Genomic DNA, 15,777 nt, shown 5'->3' with positions numbered 1-15,777 from the left:
TGGCGATGGCTAGAGCGCGCCGATCATGGCCTTGAGGCGGGCCAGGCGCGCCGGGTTGACGCAGTAGCACACGCGCTGCACGTCGGACGATCCTTCGATCAGGCCGGTCTCCTTGAGGATGGAGACGTGCTTCGAGATGGTCGACGGCGCCAGCGGCAGCACGTCGGCCAGGCTGCCGAAATAGCAGTCGCCGTGGGCGATCAGGTGCCGCAGCAGCTGGAGCCGGGCGGGGTGGCCGATCGCCTTGCACAGGGCCGCGAGGTCCTCGGCGTCGATCGCGGCGGACGGCGAGTCCGCCGTCTGGGGGCCGCAGCAGGAACTGGTCATGGATGTTTCCGGTCTGGTGATGTGCGTGCAGGATAGGAAGCGGGACGCGCCGCGTCAAGCGCCGCCGCCGGCGCGCGGATCGCCGACAGGTAGAGCAGCAGCGAGGCAAGCGCGCAACCGGTCAGCACCAGCGGCAGCATCAGGGGCCCCGCGGCGCCGCTCAGCAGCGCGGCCCCTGCCAGCGGTCCCACGGCCTTCGAGAGCAGCGAGGGCACCGCCATCGCGCCGGTGATGGCGCCGTAGTTGCGCGCACCGAACAGGGCGCGCGGCAGGGTGCCGCGGATGATGGTCAATACGCCGTTGCTCATCCCGTACAGCATGCAGAACAGCACCACCCCCCAGGCCTGTGTGCCCACCAGGGCCAGCGCCAGCAATCCGGCTGGCAGGGTCGAGAACACGAAGCGGCCCACCACCTGCGGCGCGGCGTCGCGCCCAAGCACGCGTTCGCCGACCCGGCCCGCCACCTGCATCGGGCCGACCAGCGCGGCCAGCAGCACGGCGGTGCCGGCCGCGTGGCCGAGCGACTGCAGCAGCGGGATCAGGTGGATCGCCAGGGCCGAGAAGATGAAGACGTTGGCCGAGAAGGCCAGCGCCAGCTTCCAGAAGGCCGGGTGGCGCACCGCTTCGCCCAGCGTATGGCTGTCGCGCGGCGCATGCGCTGGTAGTGGAGCGCGCGGCGCATCGCGCCCGAGCCAGAGGTGCAGTGGGAGGCAGGCGGCCAATTGCAGGCCGGCGTAGGCGAGATAGGTGTCGCGCCAGCCCAGGCGCGAGGAAAGGGCCAGCGTCAGCGGCCAGAAGATGGTGCTGGCGAAGCCGGCGAACAGGGTCAGGGTCGAGATCGCACGCGGCGCGCCGGCGTCGAGCTTGCGGTTGATGGTGGCGAAGGCCGCCTCGTACAGGGTCAGGGACATCGCCAGGCCGATGACGGTCCAGGCGCCCCAATAGGACGCGAGCGTGGTGCAGCGCGACAGCCAGGCCAGGCCGATGGCGCACACGACCGACCCGAGCGCCATCACGCCTTGTCCGCCGCGGCGGTCGACCAGGGCGCCCACCGGCGTGGCGGCCACGCCGGCCACCAGCAGGCTCCAGGAAAAGGCCGCGAAGGCGGCTTCCTTGCCCATGCCGAGATCGCGCTGGATGTCGGGCGCCAGCACGGCGAACGCATAGTACAGCGCCCCCCACGATGCGATTTGCGTGAAGGCGAGGATACCGATGGTTCTGCGGGCGGGCGACAAGTGCTTCTCCTGGTGATGGTGCGGTCGCTCAGCAGCAGGTCGCGTCCGCAGCCTTCACTGTACAGCAGGAGCGCGCCGCCTGCTGGACCACCCTGCGGGTATTGCAGACGCCGGTTTCCGGCAATACGAGCCGGACCTCGTCGGCCGCGGCCAGGTCGCCGGCCAAGGCGGCCGCCACCGAACGCACCTGCTCGTAGCCGGTGGCGAGCAGGAAGTTGGGCGCGCGGCCATAGCTCTTGGCGCCCACCGCGTAGTAGCCGCGCTCCGGATGCGCGAGTTCGCGGTGGCCGTGCGGGCGCACGCTGCCGCAGCTATGTTCGTTCGGATCGATCAGCGGCGCCAGCGCGTCGGTGCTTTCCAGCCAGGGATCGTGGCGCACGCGCAGCTCGCGCGTGAGCGACAGGTCGGGACGGGCGCCGGTGGCGCATACGATTTCGTCCACGCCTTCGATCACGGCATCATGGCCGTGCACGTCGATACCGCCGGCGTGGCGGCGCAGCGACTGGACCAGGAAGTGTTCGCGCATCTCGAGGCGGCCGGAATCGCGCAGCTGCTGCAGGCGCAATCCCAGCTGGCCGCGTGCCGGCAGGCCGTCGGCCTCGCCGCCGCCGAATACGCGCGCCAGGTTGCCGCCGCGCGTGGCCCACACGAGACGCATGTCGGGACTGCTCTCCATCAGCTCCGCCAGCGCCAGCAGGGTGCCGGCGGCCGAGTGGCCGGCGCCCACCACCAGCACGCGCTTGCCGAAATAGCGGCGGCGCTCGGTGCCCAGCACGTCCGGCATGCCGGTCGCGATGTGCGCCGCCAGGCCGTCCTCGCCCAGGGCCGGCAGGCCGTTCGCGCCCAGCGGATTGGGCGTGGCCCAGGTGCCGGTGGCGTCGATCACGGCTTGCGCCAGGAATTCGCGCATGCCCTGCGGCGTGGCGGCGCGGACCAGGAAGGGCGCCGCCTCGCGGCCGCGGGTCCTGACCTTGTCGACGCCGGCGCGGCTGATCGCCGTCACGCGATGGGCCAGGCGCAGGCTGTCCGCGATGGCGGGCAGGGCGGAGAGTGGCGCGAGGTAGTCATCCAGCAGTTCGCCCGCGGTCGGCAGCGCGTCCGGTTCAGGTTCGCGCCAGCCCTGCGCCTTCAGCAGGCGCAGCGCGGCCTGGTCCATGTTGTAGCGCCAGGGAGAGAACAGGCGCACGTGGCGGTAGGTCGCGAGGTTGGCGCCGATGCCGCTGCCGGCTTCCAGGATCAGGGGCGCCAGGCCGCGTTCGAGCAGGTGGGCGGCGGCCGCAAGGCCGACCGGGCCGGCGCCGAGGACGGCGACGGGAAGGGAAGACAGGTCATCGTGGGACATGGCGGACTCCTTCAGAGCGTTAGTTTGCTATTCGTCGAATGACGAACAAATCGGTGGTAAAAATGCCGGATGAGGATCAGGCATGTGGATTCGTCATTCGGCGAATAAAGAATAACCAGCTGTCATCGTCCTGTCAAATCATTTCGACAATATTGGAAATGTTGACGCTACGCCATGTAATTCCATAACGATCGAGATGTCGGGTTATGCACATGGAAACGCATAGCCCCATCGCGGCTCCCGCCGCGCTTACCCACGAGGCGCGGCTGCCTTCCGCCTGCTGGTCAGGCGGCCGGCCGGGGCGATCCATGACCGCAGCACGTTCGTCACAGGCAGGCGGGGCTGGCGATGCCGCTGATCGGCTTTTGCGGCTGCACGAGATCGGCGTCTCGATCGACGCCGCCGCCGTGCGCGAGGCGCCGATCTACGCGAACGTGATCGGCAGCCACCTCGGTCCCAGGATCACGCCGGTCGCCAGCCTGGCGCACCTGTGCCGGCCGCACGTCCTGTCGAGCAAGGGGATCGCCGTCTCATGGGGGTATTATTTCCGGGTGGGCCCGGTGCTCACGCTACCCATTTTGCTGGTGACGCCGGGCGCGCTGGCGCTGCGCCTGGACTGGTACGGACACGAGGAGAAACCGAGGTATGAAACCGCATCGCGTGCAGCTGAGCAGGAAGAAGGGATGGCGCATGCCCGAGAACACGATCTCGGTCGCGCGGCCGGGCAAGTGGGGGAATCCGTTCTCGGTGATGCCGGACCTGGCGCCCGGTACGCCGGTCGATTCGCGAGGCAGCAAGCGCTATGTCGCGATGCCGAGCGTGGCGGAGGCGGTGGCCGCCTACCGCCGCTGGGTGACAGAGGATCCGGCGGGACAGGCCTTGCTGGCCGAGGCGAAGACCGCGTTGCGTGGCCATAACCTGGCCTGCTGGTGTTCGCTCGACGGGCCTTGCCACGCCGGGGTGCTGCTGGAACTGGTCAACAAGTAGGCTTATTTGGCGGCGACCACGCTGCCGATGCCGGCCACCACCTTGTTCAGCACGCGCGGGTTGCCGTAGTAGGTGAGGTTGCCCATGCCCTGTACGCTGGCGTTCAGGCGGTTCTTGGCGTGCACTTCGACCGAGCCGATGCCTTCGAAGCTGACGTCGGCGTCCTGGGCCACCAGGTTGCGGGCGTTCACTTCACCGACGCCCTGGGCCTGCACGCGCAGGGAGCGCACTTCACCGTTCATCTGCAGGCTGCCGGCGCCGCGGTAGTTGACGTCGAAGCGATCGCCTTTCACGTTGTTCAGCTTGATTAGGCCGGCGCCTTCGCCGCGGAAGCTGGCGATCTCGGGCATGGTCACGATCACGCGGTCGTCGTCGCTGATCTGGATGTTCGATTTTTCCTTGAAGCCCAGGCGCAGCTCGCCGTTCACGATCTCGGTCGTCACGCGGTCGATGTATTTCTGGTCGCCCTGCACGCGCACCGAGTAGTTCTTGCCGACTTCGACCACCAGGCTGACCGGGCCACGCACGTCGATCGCCTTGAAAGGCGTGGCGCTGCGTGCCTGTTCGCCGGCGGCTGCCGACAGGGAAGCGAGGGAAAGAAGGGCGGCGATCACTACACGTTTCATGGCTGTCTCCGTTTGGTTGATGAGGCCATTGTAGGGAGCCCCTTGCGGGCCGGGGCCGGTTTGCGACGAACTGCACAAAACAGGGGCTGGACTGCACGCGCCATGTTTGCCCTTCCGAACTCTTCAATTTCTGCAGGCAAGATTTTGGACGGCATTGCCGGCCATTTGCACCATTATCGCGACATTTTGCGCGCACGATTGCGCGCATGACAAGATTGTCTAAGAGTTAAGGATATAATTCCTGAGTCCTTTTGCATAGCCGATATCATGCACATCTCAACCGTTACACTACCTGAAATGAAGCTCGCCGGCCTGCCGTTCGCAGGTTCGCTCTCGGTGCTGGAAACGGACATGCCGGAAGTCTGGAAGACCTTCCTCGAGCGCGAGCGCGAACTGGGCGACACCAATGGATTGCGCTACTGCGTGAGCCTGCAGGAAGAGGGCGGCGTGCGCGTCGAGTGCGTCGCCGTCGAGGTCGCGGACTTGAATCATCTGCCGCCGGGCATGATCGGCATCCGTATTCCGGCGCGCCGCTATGCGATGCTGACACACCGCGGTCCGATGGCGCGCGTCCAGGCCACCTATGTCACCGGCTTCGCCGCCATCGAGCAGCTGGGAATGGTGCAGGATCCGGATGGCTTCCGTCTCGAGCGCTACGACCGGCGCTATACGCCGACCTTGCACGACGGGGCGCGGCCGGACAATGCCTACGATATCCTGATCCCCCTGTACGGATGAGTCTTCATCCGTAGAAATTGGTGCCGGTATATTTCCCGACCGCCGGCGCCGGTAGGGCGGCTCGCGCCGCCATTGATCTTCCCTCAGTAGTCTGCCGTCGAAATGTGACAGGCATTTGACGGCGTATCCCCTTCTTCTTGTTTCCTTTTGTAAAGTGCGCGGATAATCGCTGCTTGGCGGCCTGCCGTGGTCGCGCGACAGGAGAAGCAATGAACGAGCACAACAAGGAGCCGGGGGACCAGGATCCCGCCGCCCAGCCGGACAATCCCGCGCGCAGGCGCATCTTCCAGGCGGCCACCGCCGTCGGCCTGGGCTCGGCCCTGCCGACCATGGCGCAGACCATACCTGCGGCGGCCGCCGCGCCCGTGGCCGCCGCCAAGGGCTCGCTCGACGCCAAGCTGAAGCAGCAGGTCAAGAACGTGGTCGTGATCTACCTGGAGAACCGCAGCTTCAACAACCTGTTCGCCGATTTCCCCGGCCTGGCCTCGCCGCTGTCGGCCGTGCCGCCGGAGGCGAGCGCGCAGCGCGACCGCGACGGCTCGGTGCTGCCGACCCTGCCGAAGATCTGGGGTGGCATGGTGCCGGGACGCCAGGACATCGGCGGCAAGGAATACCTGATCAAGGAAGACCAGCTGGCGAACCTGCCGAACGCACCCTTCAGACTGACCGACGCCGAGGGCAAGCCCCTGCCCGAGAGCATCGTCACGCGCGACCTGGTGCACCAGTTCTACCAGAACCAGATGCAGATCAATGGCGGCCGCAACGACGGCTTCGCGGCCTGGTCGGACGCCGGTGCGATGGTGATGGGCCATTACGGCGAGACCGCGACGAAGCTGGGCCTGTGGCAGATCGCGCGCGAGTTCACCTTGTGCGACAACTTCTTCATGGCGGCCTTCGGCGGCTCCTACCTGAACCACCAGTTCCTGATCAGCGGCCGCACGCCGGAATACTTCGACGCCGCATCGACGCCCGCCAGGTCGAAAATCGCCGTGCTCGAAGACGGTCCCACCGGCTACCGCCTGGCGGTGGTCCCGGACGGGCCGAAGTCTGCGCTGGACGGCAAGCCGAAGTACGTGCACGCCGGGCCGATCACGCCGGACGGCTATGCGGTCAACACCATGGCCCCGCCTTACCAGCCGAGCTGGGTGCGCCCGGCGCAGGGCGGCGATCCGCTGCATGCGGACCCGCAGGACCCGTCGGTGCTGCCGCCGCAGACCTACCGCACCATCGGCGACCTGCTGTCGGAGCGCGGCGTGAGCTGGGCCTGGTACGGCGGCGCGCAGCAGGCGGCGCTGGACGGACGCGGGGCAGGGCAGAAGCCGAACTTCCAGCACCACCACCAGCCCTTCAATTACTTCAGGCAGTTCGCGCCGGGCACCCAGGCGCGCGAACGGCATCTGCGCGACGGCGGCCTGGGCGACAGCCCGATCTCGAACCGCTTCCTTGCCGACGTGGTGGCGGGCACGCTGCCGGCCGTGGCCTTTTACAAGCCGCAGGGCAACCTCAACCTGCACGCCGGCTATTCGGACGTCGAGTCGGGCGACCAGCACGTGGCCAACGTGATCGAGCACCTGAAGAAATCGCCGCAGTGGAAGAACATGGTGGTGGTGATCACCTTCGACGAGAACGGCGGCTGGTGGGGCCATGTGGCCCCGCCCAAGGGCGACCGCTGGGGACCGGGATCGCGCGTGCCGGCGATCATCGTGTCGCCGCATGCCAAGCGCGGCGCGGTGGATCACAATTTCTATGACACGACCTCGATCCTGCGCTTCATCACGCGGCTGCATGGCTTGCCGCTGCTGGAAGGGCTGGCGGCGCGCAACGCGGCCTTCGCGGCGCGCGGGGCGCGGCCGCCGGGGGATTTGACGGCGGCGCTGCGGTTTCGCTGAATGCTTGAGGTAGGTGGGGGAAGCCAGTCTGGATTGACTGGCTTTTTTTGTTCTGGTGGCTGCATGGCGAAACTTGGGTCCCCGCCTGCGCGGGGATGACGTTAATAACGGTTGAGATATGGAGCCGCCGGACTTCGGACACGTAGCTTCATACGTCATCCCCGCGCAGGCGGGGACCCAAGTTCGCTCCGTACACCACAACCCATCATTGCACCAAGGCTACCGCGCGCTCCCCCAAAAGTCCCAGCGCTACACTTCGCCGTTGTCATAACAACACCGGGCCCGCGGCCTAGCGCTGCGTTCCAGCCCCAACCACTTGAAATCAGGAGAAGATCATGCAGAAGAAACAGGTCCTCAAAAGCCTGCTGGCGGTATCGGCAGTGGCAGCCATGCTTGGTTCTTTCGGCGTGCAGGCGCAGAACAATGCCCAGAGCGCCCAGCAGATGAGCCAGCACGGTTCGCAGGGCAATCCGAACCTGACCGGCAAGGCCGCCAATGACGGCACCGTGGGCAACACCGACAGCCAGGGCAAGGAAGACCGCAGCGGCCAGGTCGGCAGCTCCAGCGCCGCCGCCACCCAGGCGGGCGCCGCCGCCCCGGCCACCGCCGCAGCAGCGGCCGGCGCCAAGGGCGCCGATGCCGCCAAGCTGACCAAGGCCGACAAGAAGGCCCTCAACGACATGGCGCTGTCGAACATGGCCGAGATCGAGACCGCGAAGCTGGCGCTGAGCAAGAGCCAGAACCAGGAAGTGAAGACCTTCGCCCAGCAGATGATCGATGACCACACCAAGGCCCAGGCCGAGGTCGCGGCCGTGGCCCAGTCCAAGGGCGTGACCCTGCCGACCGAGCTCGACGCGAAGCACAAAGCCAAGGCGGCGATGCTGGAAAAACTCAACGGCGAAGCCTTCGACCGCGCCTATACCAAGCAGTCGGGCCTGGCCGACCACAAGGCCACCCACGCCAAGTTGAAGAAAGGTATGAGCGCCGCCAAGGATCCGGACGTCAAGGCCCTGGCCACCAAGATGACGCCGGTCGTCGAGCAGCACCTGAAGTCGGCGGAGCAGATGACCGCCGCGCAGGGACGTACCGCCACCGGCCATTCCGGCGCCACCGGCAAGACCGACAGCGGCAACAAGTAATCCGGCAGTCCATCCGTCCTGCCGCACGCCTCCGGCGTGCGGCTTCTCCGGTCAGCACGCCCCCGGCGTGCGGCAGGTCCGGTCAGCGCACCCCCGGCGCGCTTCCCTTCCATTTCCCTTCGATCCGCTCGATCGCGATCTCGATGCCGACGATGGCCTTCAGCAGACCCGCGATATAGTCGCGCGGCGCGTCGTCCACGCTCCAGGGCTGCGCCCGCACGCCTTCCTGGCGGTCGGTCTGGCGCCGCACCTGGGCCAGCAGCCAGGCCGGATCCTCGATCGCGCGCAGGCGTCCGTGCACGTGCACCACGTGATAGTCCCAGGTGGGCACCACGCGGCCATGCTGTTCCACTTTCTCGATGGGGTCGGGCGTCATGTAGCCGGCCGGGCCGCGGAAGGCGACCAGCACCTGCTGCCCCTCGCGGCGCCAGACGGGATTGGCGCGGGCCACGTGGGCTCGTAACACCCCTTGCACACCATGTCCGCCATCCTCGGCGAACTCGAAGGGCAGGTGGTCGGCGTCAGGCAATCCCTCGTTGAGCGTGACCAGCATGCCCAGCGAATGGGTAGCCATCAGCTCGCGCATGGGTTCGATCCGGTCTTGCCGGTGGCGGGCGGCGATGTACATCAGCTTTCCTCCACGACGACCGGGCAGCGCAGCGAATTGGCGACATAGCACTGCTCGTGCGCCTGGTGATGGATGTGCGCGATCTCTTCCGCATTGGGCCGTTCTCCGGAGAAGCCGATGCGCGGACGCAGCGCGATGCGCACCAGCGCGGCGCGTCCCTCCGCATCCTTGTCCAGCAGTCCAACGGCCTGGTCCTCGTAGCTGTCGACCACGTGGCCGCGCTTGGCCGCGATCGACAGGAAGAACAGCATGTGGCAGCTCGAGGCCGCGGCGACCACCGCCTCTTCCGGGTCGACGGCGGCCGGGTCCGACATCGGCACGGGCACCGACAAGGGCGAGGACGACGCCGGCACGTTCGCTCCGCCATCGAAGGACCAGGCGTGGGCGCGGCTGTAGCGCTGGTCGAGAAAGGGCTGGCCGGCGCGCTGCCATGCCACCCGGGCGCTGAATTCCATGGACTTCATCGAGCCTCCTGTGTGTCGATCCGCCTATGGTAGGACGCAACTTGGCTTGCTCAAAGTGCCAATTCCGGCGAAGATGGGCGGTCCAATTCGTCCTGCATCCCATGCATATCCATGACATCGTCGCCAGCGCCCCGCTCGAGCGCGGCGGCGCCATTCCGCTGTTTCGCCAGCTCTACGGCCGGCTCAAGGACGCCATCCTGCGCGGCGCGCTGGCGCCGGGCGCACGCCTGCCCGCCACGCGCGATTTGTGCCGCCTGCTGGGCGTGTCGCGCCAGACCGTGCTGGCGGCCTACGAGCAGCTGGCGGCGGAAGGCTACCTGCGCGGCGGCGTCGGGCAGGGCACCTTCGTGGACGAGGCGCTGCCGCTGGCGCGCCAGGAACACCCCAAGCCCGGCCTGCTGCGCCCGCTGCCGGAACGGGGCGCGGCCCTGGCCGCCGCCATGGAGAAGGTGCGCTACCACGACGGTCCGGTACGCGCTTTCCGTCCCAGCATGCCGGGGCTGGACCTGTTCCCCTTCGACGTCTGGCGCAAGCTCGAGATGCGCCACCTGCGCCGTCCCGGCCCGCACCTGGGCTACAGCGAGCCGTGGGGGCATGGCCCCTTGCGCGAGCTGCTGTGCGCCTACCTGCGCGCCTCGCGCGGGGTCGAGTGCACGCCCGGCCAGATCATCATTACCTCGGGCTCGCAGCAGGCCCTGTTCCTGCTGGCCCAGCTGCTGCTGGCGCCGGGCGACGGCGTATGGGTGGAGTCGCCCGGCTACCTGGGCGCCTGCGCGCCGCTGGCGGTGGCCGGCGCGCGCCTGTGCACGGTGCCGGTGGATGCCGAGGGCATGGACGTCGCCTACGCCGCCAGGCATTATCCGGACGCGCGCATGGTGTTCGCCACGCCCTCGCACCAGCTGCCGCTGGGCGTGACCATGAGCCTGGCGCGCCGCCTCGACCTGCTGCGCTGGGCGACCGACAACCGGGCCTGGATCATCGAGGACGACTACGACAGCGAGTACCGCTATACCGGGCCGCCGCTGGCCTCGCTGCAGGGCCTGGACCGGGCCGGCTGCGTGGTCTACGTGGGCACCTTTTCGAAGGTCCTGTTCCCCGGGCTGCGGCTCGGCTACGTGGTGGCGCCGCCGGCGCTGGTCGAAGCGCTGGGCCGGGCCAAGGCGGTCCTGGACCGCCACAACGCCATCGTGCCGCAGCTGGCCCTGGCCGACTTCATCGCGGAAGGCCATTTTGCGCGCCACATCCGGCGCACGCGCGAAGCCTACGGAGAACGGCGCGAGGCGCTGCTCGACGCCATCCACGCGCGGCTCGACGACCGGCTTCAATGCGGTCCCTCGGATTCGGGACTGGACCTGTGCGTCCATTTCAAGCCCCTCCGCGACGGCAGCCTGCCGGACGAAACGCACGTGGCGCAGGCGGCGCTGGACGCGGGCATCGAGCTGCGGCCGCTCTCCTACTACATCAACGCCGCCGCCGCCACTGTTCCGGCGTGCGCCGTGACGCCCGGCCTGGTGCTGGGCTTTTCCGCCGTCGGGCCCAGCGACATCCGGCGCGGCGTGGAACGGCTGGAGCAGGTCTTGCGGGCCGGGGAAGGGAAGGGCGCCAGGGCGGCCTGATTTATACTGGCGCGATGACCACGATCCGCTGTTCCTGGGCCAACCCGGCCAATCCCCGCTATCTCGCCTACCACGACCACGAGTGGGGCGTGCCCCTGCACGACGAGACCACGCTGTTCGAGATGCTCAACCTCGAAGGCGCCCAGGCCGGCCTGTCCTGGGAAACCATCCTGAACAAGCGCGACAGCTACCGCGCGGCCTTCGACAACTGGGACGCCCGCAAGATCGCAGCCTACGACGAGGCCAAGGTCGCCGAGCTGCTGGCCAATCCCGGCATCGTGCGCAACCGCCTGAAGGTGGCGGCGGCGATCACCAACGCCAAGGCCTACCTGGCCATGCGCGAGCAGGGGCTGACCCTCGACAGCTACCTGTGGGCTTTTGTGGGCGGCAAGCCGATCGTGAACGACTTCGCCGACGGCCAGCGTCCGGCGCGCACCGAGCTGTCGGACCGTATTTCGAAAGACCTGGGCAAGCGCGGCTTCAAGTTCGTCGGCTCGACCATCGTCTACGCCTACATGCAGGGCATCGGCATGGTGGACGACCACGACCCGCGCTGCTTCCGCAGGAGCGGCCGCTAACGTGAACCTTCAGGCGCACTGGCGCGGACGCGAGCGCTATACCGTTTTCGATACCGCCTATGGCGACGGCGGCGCCGTGCGTGCGCTGTTCGACGCCTGGCGCGCCGATCCGGAACGGCCCGCGCGGCTGCACGTCCTTGCCCTGGCCGAGGGCCTGATGCCGGGCTTTCACCGCATTCCACAGGACGAGCCCGGCCTCAGCCTGGACCTGCTGGCGGCGCCGCTCGACGCCGCCCTGGGGCAGCTCTCAGCCAGTATCGATGCGATCCGTCTGCATGGCGTCGCGGCGCCCGGCGCGGCCTTCGCGCGCCCACTCGCGCGGCTGACGGCCCTCGGTGCGCGCCTGTCCTCGTCCGGCCTGGACGAGGAGCAGCGCGCCGCGCTGCAGGCCCAGGGCTTCGCCTTCGACGGCGACGAGGCGATATTCTCCAGCCGCAAGCCGCGCCTGCCGGCGCCGCCGGCACCGGAACGGCGCGCCCTGGTGATCGGCGCCGGGCTGGCCGGCTCGAGCGCAGCGCAGCGCCTGTGCGCGCGCGGCTGGGAGGTGACCCTGCTGGAGCGCCATGCGGGCCCGGCGATGGAAGCATCGGGCAACCTGGCCGGCATCTTCATGCCGCTGCTTTCGCGCGACGACAACATCCCCACGCGCCTGACCCGCGCCGCCTACCTGTATGCGCTGCGCCTGTGGGAGCAACTGGGCGGCGTCGGCCGGGCCATCGAGGGCCAGGCCTGCGGCGTACTGCAACTGGCGCGCGATGCGGAGCACGCGGCGGTGTCGCGCGCGATCGCGGCCGAGGGCGGGCTGCCGGCGGATTTCGCGCGCTGGCTGGAGCCGCCCGAGGCTGCCCGCCTGCTCGGCTTGCCCGCGCCCGACGGCGGCTGGCTGTTCCCGCAGGGCGGCTGGGCGCGGCCCGGCAGCGTGTGCGAGACCATGCTGACGGCTTGCGGCGACAGGCTGGTGCGGCGCTTCGGGGTGGGCAGTGTGCGGCTCGAATACGCGGACGGCGAATGGATCGCGCGCAATGAGGATGGGACGGCGCTCGCCCAGGCCCCCACCGTGGTGCTGGCCAATGGCCCGGACGTGCTGCGCATGCCGCAGGCGTCCGCCTTGCCGCTGTCGGCGCTGCGCGGGCAGGTGACCCATCTCGATGCCGGCCAGGCGCCGGCGCTGCCGGTGGTGCTGTGCCGCGAGGCCTACCTGACCCCGGCCGCGAACGGCGTGGTATGCGCCGGCGCGACCTATGACCTCGATGCCGATCCGCGGCTGCGCGCAGCCAGCCAGGACGAGAACCTGGCGCGCATGCGCGCCCTGGTGTCCGATCCGGGGGCGGCCCTGGGCGTCCCGCTGGCCGGGCGCGTCGGTTTCCGCTGCGTCGCGCCGGACCGGCTGCCGCTGGTCGGCCGCCTGCCGGACTTCGCCTCCGCGGGCGGCACCGAGCGCCTGCGCGACGTGCCGCGCCATCCCGGCCTGCACACCTTGCTGGGCTATGCCTCGCGCGGCCTGATCTGGGCGCCGCTGGCGGCCGAGCTGCTCGCGGCCCAGCTCGAAGGCGAGCCGCTGCCCCTGGAGACAGTCCTGGTCGACGCCCTCGACCCGGCCCGCTTCGTCCTGCGTTCGCGCCGCGCCAGCCGCCTGCCGCAATCTGTTGACGAGTAATCAATATTCGATTGTCATAATTTTGTTGCTTTATCGCAATATCTTCGCGCTGGACGCGAAATTGTCAACTTTGCGCGGGTATAATTGATTGCTGGTAACTTTTCTCGGGTTGTAGGGATGGAAGAATCACAACATTCAGACGAGCTCTTCATGTTCCTCGCGTCCACCGCGCACGACATGAAGAATTCGATCAGCGTGCTGTCGGGCACGCTCGAGTGCCTGCTCGACGCCGCCTCGCCCGAGACCGAGAAGGCTTACCCGCAGATGGCGCAGATGCTGTACCAGACGCGCCGCCTGAACGACAACCTGATGCAGCTGCTGGCCCTGTATAAACGGGTCGGCAAGCCGGAATATCCCTTCGACGTCCAGCCGCTCGAGATCGGCCAGCTGGTCGAGCAGGTGGTGGCGCTGGAGCGCGTACTGCTGGAATCGCGCGGCATCGCGCTCGAGCTCGACGTCGATCCGCAGCTGATCTGGCATTTCGACGAAGACCTGATCGTCGGCGTGGTCTCGCACGCCATCAACAACGCCGTGCACTACACGCGCGACCGCATCCGCCTGGCGGCGCGCGAGGTCGACGGCATGCTCGAGATCCGCGTCGAGGACAATGGCGCCGGCTTCCCGAAATCCCTGCTGGACGCCGGCGCCCCCGCGCATGCGGCCGGTGCGGGCGGCGTGAACTTCCTGACCAACAGCGCCGGCCTGGGACTGTACTTCTCGGGCGAGGTGGCGCGGATGCACCGCCACCGCGAGCGCCACGGCACCGTGGCCCTGGAAAACGGCGGCGCGCTGGGTGGCGGCTGCTTCGTCCTGAGGCTGCCATGAGCGCGATCCTCACTTCCGCCGGCGCGGCCACCGTTGCCATGGACCAGGTCGACTGGGCCGGCAAGAACTACCTCGTGGTCGACGACTTCGTCGGCGTGCGCCAGCTGCTGCGCGAAAGCCTGCGCAGCCTGGGCGCCAGGAACATCGACCAGGCCTCCAGCGGCGGCGAGGCGATGGGCCTGCTGAACAAGCTGCGCTACGACGTGGTGCTGTGCGACTACAACCTGGGCGACGGCAAGAACGGCCAGCAGGTGCTGGAGGAAGTCCGCATCCGCAACCTGCTGCTGCCGTCGAGCGTGTTCCTGATGGTCTCGGCCGAGAAGAGCGTGGAATCGGTGATGGGCGCGGCCGAGCACCAGCCTGACGCCTACCTGGTCAAGCCGATCACGGAAGGCGTGCTGCTCACGCGCCTGAACCGCGTGTGGCGCAAGAAGCAGGTGTTCCACATGATCGACCAGGCCTATGCCGAGAAGGACTACCTGCGCGCGGCGCGCCTGTGCGACGAACAGATCGCCGTCAGCCGCGTGCACGAGATCGACCTGCTGCGCATGAAGGCGCGCCTGATGGAAAAGAGCGGCGAGCCGGGCAAGGCGCGCGAGGCCTACGAGCGCGTGCTGGCCCAGCGCGAATACCAGTGGGCGCGCGCCGGCCTGGCCAAGATCCGCCTGGCCGACGGCGAGTTCGAGCAGGCGCGCCAGATGTTCCAGACCGTGATCGCCGAGAACCGCTACTACATCGACGCCTACGACCAGCTGGCCACCTGCTACCAGGGCCTGGGCATGTACGAGGAGGCGGCCGCGATCCTGGAGCGCGCGGCCAAGCTGTCGCCGAACTCGGTGCCGCGCCAGCGCAAGCTGGGCCAGGCCTGCCTGCGCCTGGGGAACGTGCCGCTGGCCGAGAAGGCCTTCCGCAAGTGCCTCGCGATCGGCGAGTACTCGATCCTCAAGACGCCGGACGCCTACCTGGGCCTGGCGCGCGTGTGCGGCCTGAAGAACGACCCGAAGGAAGCGCTGCAGCTGCTGCTGATGGCCCAGCGCGAATTCGGCGCCGAGCACGAGGACATGCAGCTGCGCGCCAAGATCACCGAAGGCCTGGTCTACCACGAGAGCGGCGACTACCGCCGCGCGCGCAAGGCGGGCGACGAACTGGAAGAGCTGTTGCAGCACAACCCGGGCCGTCCCGACACCGCCACCTGCCTCGAGATGGCGACCCTGCTGTTCGCGGTCGGGGTCAAGGACGCCCCGGTCGAGCTGCTGTGCTACGTGGTCCGCAACAACCACGACAACACCTTGCTGCTGGACGAAGTGCAGAAGATCTTCGACAAGGCGCGCATGGGCGAAGAGGGCGAGGTCTTGATCCGCGGTTCACGCAAGGAAGCGGTGGACCTGATGAACCAGGGCGTGCTGCTGTGGAAGACCGGCAAGCTGCCGGAAGCCGTGGAATGGATGCGCAACGCGCGCAAGGCGCTGCCGAACAACGTGCGCATCCTGTTCAACGCGGTGCAGATCCTGATTTCGCACATGCAGCAGCGCGGCTACGATCCCGACCTGGACGCCGAGGCGCACGAGGTCCTCGACCGCGTCGACGCGCTGCAGCCGGGGCAGCAGCGCTTTGCGCAGCTGATGGAGCAGCTGACGCAGCTGATGCCGAAGGCGGTGGAGGAAGCGCCGGAAGCGGAAGCAGAAGCAGAGCAGGCGGAAGCGTAGGGTTGGCGGCTTCGCCGCCG

General features: G+C 68.4%; 15 protein-coding genes and 1 pseudogene. 10 read left to right on the top strand and 6 right to left on the bottom strand.

Annotated features, from left to right (window positions below):
- Window positions 1–9 precede the first annotated feature (9 nt).
- Genes V7778_RS11565 through V7778_RS11555 form a run of 3 tightly spaced genes read right to left on the bottom strand, consistent with a single transcriptional unit; the run spans window position 10 to window position 2,904 of the window.
- Window positions 10–327 carry an ArsR/SmtB family transcription factor gene (locus V7778_RS11565; RefSeq protein ID WP_335555299.1) on the bottom strand — a complete coding sequence of 106 codons (318 nt, stop codon included), beginning with the start codon at window positions 325–327 and terminating at the stop codon, window positions 10–12.
- On the bottom strand, window positions 324–1,562 hold the full coding sequence (locus V7778_RS11560; protein ID WP_335555297.1) for an MFS transporter: 1,239 nt from the start codon (window positions 1,560–1,562) through the stop codon (window positions 324–326). Before V7778_RS11560 ends, V7778_RS11565 begins: the two co-directional genes overlap by 4 nt.
- A 28-nt stretch (window positions 1,563–1,590) precedes the next feature.
- Window positions 1,591–2,904, bottom strand: coding sequence for an FAD-dependent oxidoreductase (locus V7778_RS11555; protein WP_335555295.1), 1,314 nt, complete (start codon window positions 2,902–2,904; stop codon window positions 1,591–1,593).
- Window positions 2,905–3,290: 386 nt separating this feature from the next.
- Here V7778_RS11555 and V7778_RS11550 point away from each other — a divergent pair.
- Together V7778_RS11550 and V7778_RS11545 are read left to right on the top strand one after the other, a co-directional pair.
- A pseudogene (locus V7778_RS11550) lies at window positions 3,291–3,518 on the top strand (ArsB/NhaD family transporter); the annotation flags it as partial.
- 31 nt (window positions 3,519–3,549) lie between these two features.
- Window positions 3,550–3,891 (top strand): DUF4326 domain-containing protein, encoded by a 342-nt coding sequence (locus V7778_RS11545; RefSeq protein ID WP_335555294.1) that lies wholly within the window; start codon window positions 3,550–3,552, stop codon window positions 3,889–3,891.
- Between the two features lie 2 nt (window positions 3,892–3,893).
- Here V7778_RS11545 and V7778_RS11540 read toward each other — a convergent pair whose 3' ends face one another.
- A complete protein-coding gene (locus tag V7778_RS11540) occupies window positions 3,894–4,517 on the bottom strand; it encodes a head GIN domain-containing protein (RefSeq protein WP_335555292.1) in 624 nt (207 codons plus the stop codon).
- A gap of 267 nt (window positions 4,518–4,784) precedes the next feature.
- Between V7778_RS11540 and V7778_RS11535 the strand changes: the two genes are divergently transcribed.
- The 3 genes from V7778_RS11535 to V7778_RS11525 all read left to right on the top strand — a co-directional run bounded on the left by V7778_RS11535 (window position 4,785) and on the right by V7778_RS11525 (window position 8,283).
- The gene (locus V7778_RS11535) at window positions 4,785–5,255 is read left to right on the top strand and encodes a GyrI-like domain-containing protein (protein WP_335555291.1); all 471 of its coding nucleotides are present in this window, start codon (window positions 4,785–4,787) and stop codon (window positions 5,253–5,255) included.
- A gap of 209 nt (window positions 5,256–5,464) precedes the next feature.
- Window positions 5,465–7,144 carry an acid phosphatase gene (locus V7778_RS11530; RefSeq protein ID WP_335555289.1) on the top strand — a complete coding sequence of 560 codons (1,680 nt, stop codon included), beginning with the start codon at window positions 5,465–5,467 and terminating at the stop codon, window positions 7,142–7,144.
- A gap of 335 nt (window positions 7,145–7,479) precedes the next feature.
- Window positions 7,480–8,283, top strand: a complete 804-nt coding sequence (locus V7778_RS11525; protein WP_335555287.1) for a DUF4142 domain-containing protein — start codon at window positions 7,480–7,482, stop codon at window positions 8,281–8,283.
- 82 nt (window positions 8,284–8,365) lie between these two features.
- On the opposite strand, the gene V7778_RS11520 is transcribed toward V7778_RS11525, so the two are convergent.
- Complete coding sequence (locus V7778_RS11520) at window positions 8,366–8,911, bottom strand: FMN-binding negative transcriptional regulator (protein WP_335555285.1); 546 nt, start codon at window positions 8,909–8,911, stop codon at window positions 8,366–8,368.
- Window positions 8,911–9,366, bottom strand: a complete 456-nt coding sequence (locus V7778_RS11515; RefSeq protein ID WP_335555354.1) for an OsmC family protein — start codon at window positions 9,364–9,366, stop codon at window positions 8,911–8,913. The genes V7778_RS11520 and V7778_RS11515 overlap by 1 nt, the downstream gene beginning before the upstream one ends.
- A gap of 110 nt (window positions 9,367–9,476) precedes the next feature.
- On the opposite strand from V7778_RS11515, the gene pdxR reads away from it, so the two are divergent.
- From pdxR to V7778_RS11490, 5 genes are all read left to right on the top strand, one after another.
- Entirely contained in the window at window positions 9,477–10,991 is a 1,515-nt protein-coding gene (gene pdxR / locus V7778_RS11510) for a MocR-like pyridoxine biosynthesis transcription factor PdxR (RefSeq protein ID WP_335555284.1), read from the top strand.
- Between the two features lie 14 nt (window positions 10,992–11,005).
- Window positions 11,006–11,569 carry a DNA-3-methyladenine glycosylase I gene (locus V7778_RS11505; protein WP_335555281.1) on the top strand — a complete coding sequence of 188 codons (564 nt, stop codon included), beginning with the start codon at window positions 11,006–11,008 and terminating at the stop codon, window positions 11,567–11,569.
- Window position 11,570: 1 nt separating this feature from the next.
- The gene (gene mnmC / locus V7778_RS11500) at window positions 11,571–13,226 is read left to right on the top strand and encodes an FAD-dependent 5-carboxymethylaminomethyl-2-thiouridine(34) oxidoreductase MnmC (protein WP_335555279.1); all 1,656 of its coding nucleotides are present in this window, start codon (window positions 11,571–11,573) and stop codon (window positions 13,224–13,226) included.
- 117 nt (window positions 13,227–13,343) lie between these two features.
- Complete coding sequence (locus V7778_RS11495) at window positions 13,344–14,051, top strand: sensor histidine kinase (protein ID WP_335555277.1); 708 nt, start codon at window positions 13,344–13,346, stop codon at window positions 14,049–14,051.
- On the top strand, window positions 14,048–15,757 hold the full coding sequence (locus V7778_RS11490) for a tetratricopeptide repeat protein (RefSeq protein ID WP_335555275.1): 1,710 nt from the start codon (window positions 14,048–14,050) through the stop codon (window positions 15,755–15,757). Before V7778_RS11495 ends, V7778_RS11490 begins: the two co-directional genes overlap by 4 nt.
- Window positions 15,758–15,777 lie beyond the last annotated feature (20 nt).

Source organism: Massilia sp. DD77 (assembly GCF_036961685.1).
Lineage (GTDB): Bacteria > Pseudomonadota > Gammaproteobacteria > Burkholderiales > Burkholderiaceae_D > Telluria.
This window is presented reverse-complemented; position numbering and strand designations above follow the sequence as displayed.

Bases quoted from the DNA above. Each gene is read 5' to 3' on its own strand.
- V7778_RS11490 (WP_335555275.1), top strand. From the start codon at position 14,048: ATGAGCGCGATCCTCACTTCCGCCGGCGCGGCCACCGTTGCCATGGAC.
- V7778_RS11525 (WP_335555287.1), top strand. From the start codon at position 7,480: ATGCAGAAGAAACAGGTCCTCAAAAGCCTGCTGGCGGTATCGGCAGTG.
- V7778_RS11505 (WP_335555281.1), top strand. From the start codon at position 11,006: ATGACCACGATCCGCTGTTCCTGGGCCAACCCGGCCAATCCCCGCTAT.
- V7778_RS11495 (WP_335555277.1), top strand. From the start codon at position 13,344: ATGGAAGAATCACAACATTCAGACGAGCTCTTCATGTTCCTCGCGTCC.
- V7778_RS11530 (WP_335555289.1), top strand. From the start codon at position 5,465: ATGAACGAGCACAACAAGGAGCCGGGGGACCAGGATCCCGCCGCCCAG.
- V7778_RS11540 (WP_335555292.1), bottom strand. From the start codon at position 4,517: ATGAAACGTGTAGTGATCGCCGCCCTTCTTTCCCTCGCTTCCCTGTCG.
- V7778_RS11515 (WP_335555354.1), bottom strand. From the start codon at position 9,366: ATGGAATTCAGCGCCCGGGTGGCATGGCAGCGCGCCGGCCAGCCCTTT.
- V7778_RS11565 (WP_335555299.1), bottom strand. From the start codon at position 327: ATGACCAGTTCCTGCTGCGGCCCCCAGACGGCGGACTCGCCGTCCGCC.
- V7778_RS11545 (WP_335555294.1), top strand. From the start codon at position 3,550: ATGAAACCGCATCGCGTGCAGCTGAGCAGGAAGAAGGGATGGCGCATG.
- pdxR (WP_335555284.1), top strand. From the start codon at position 9,477: ATGCATATCCATGACATCGTCGCCAGCGCCCCGCTCGAGCGCGGCGGC.
- V7778_RS11535 (WP_335555291.1), top strand. From the start codon at position 4,785: ATGCACATCTCAACCGTTACACTACCTGAAATGAAGCTCGCCGGCCTG.
- V7778_RS11555 (WP_335555295.1), bottom strand. From the start codon at position 2,904: ATGTCCCACGATGACCTGTCTTCCCTTCCCGTCGCCGTCCTCGGCGCC.
- V7778_RS11520 (WP_335555285.1), bottom strand. From the start codon at position 8,911: ATGTACATCGCCGCCCGCCACCGGCAAGACCGGATCGAACCCATGCGC.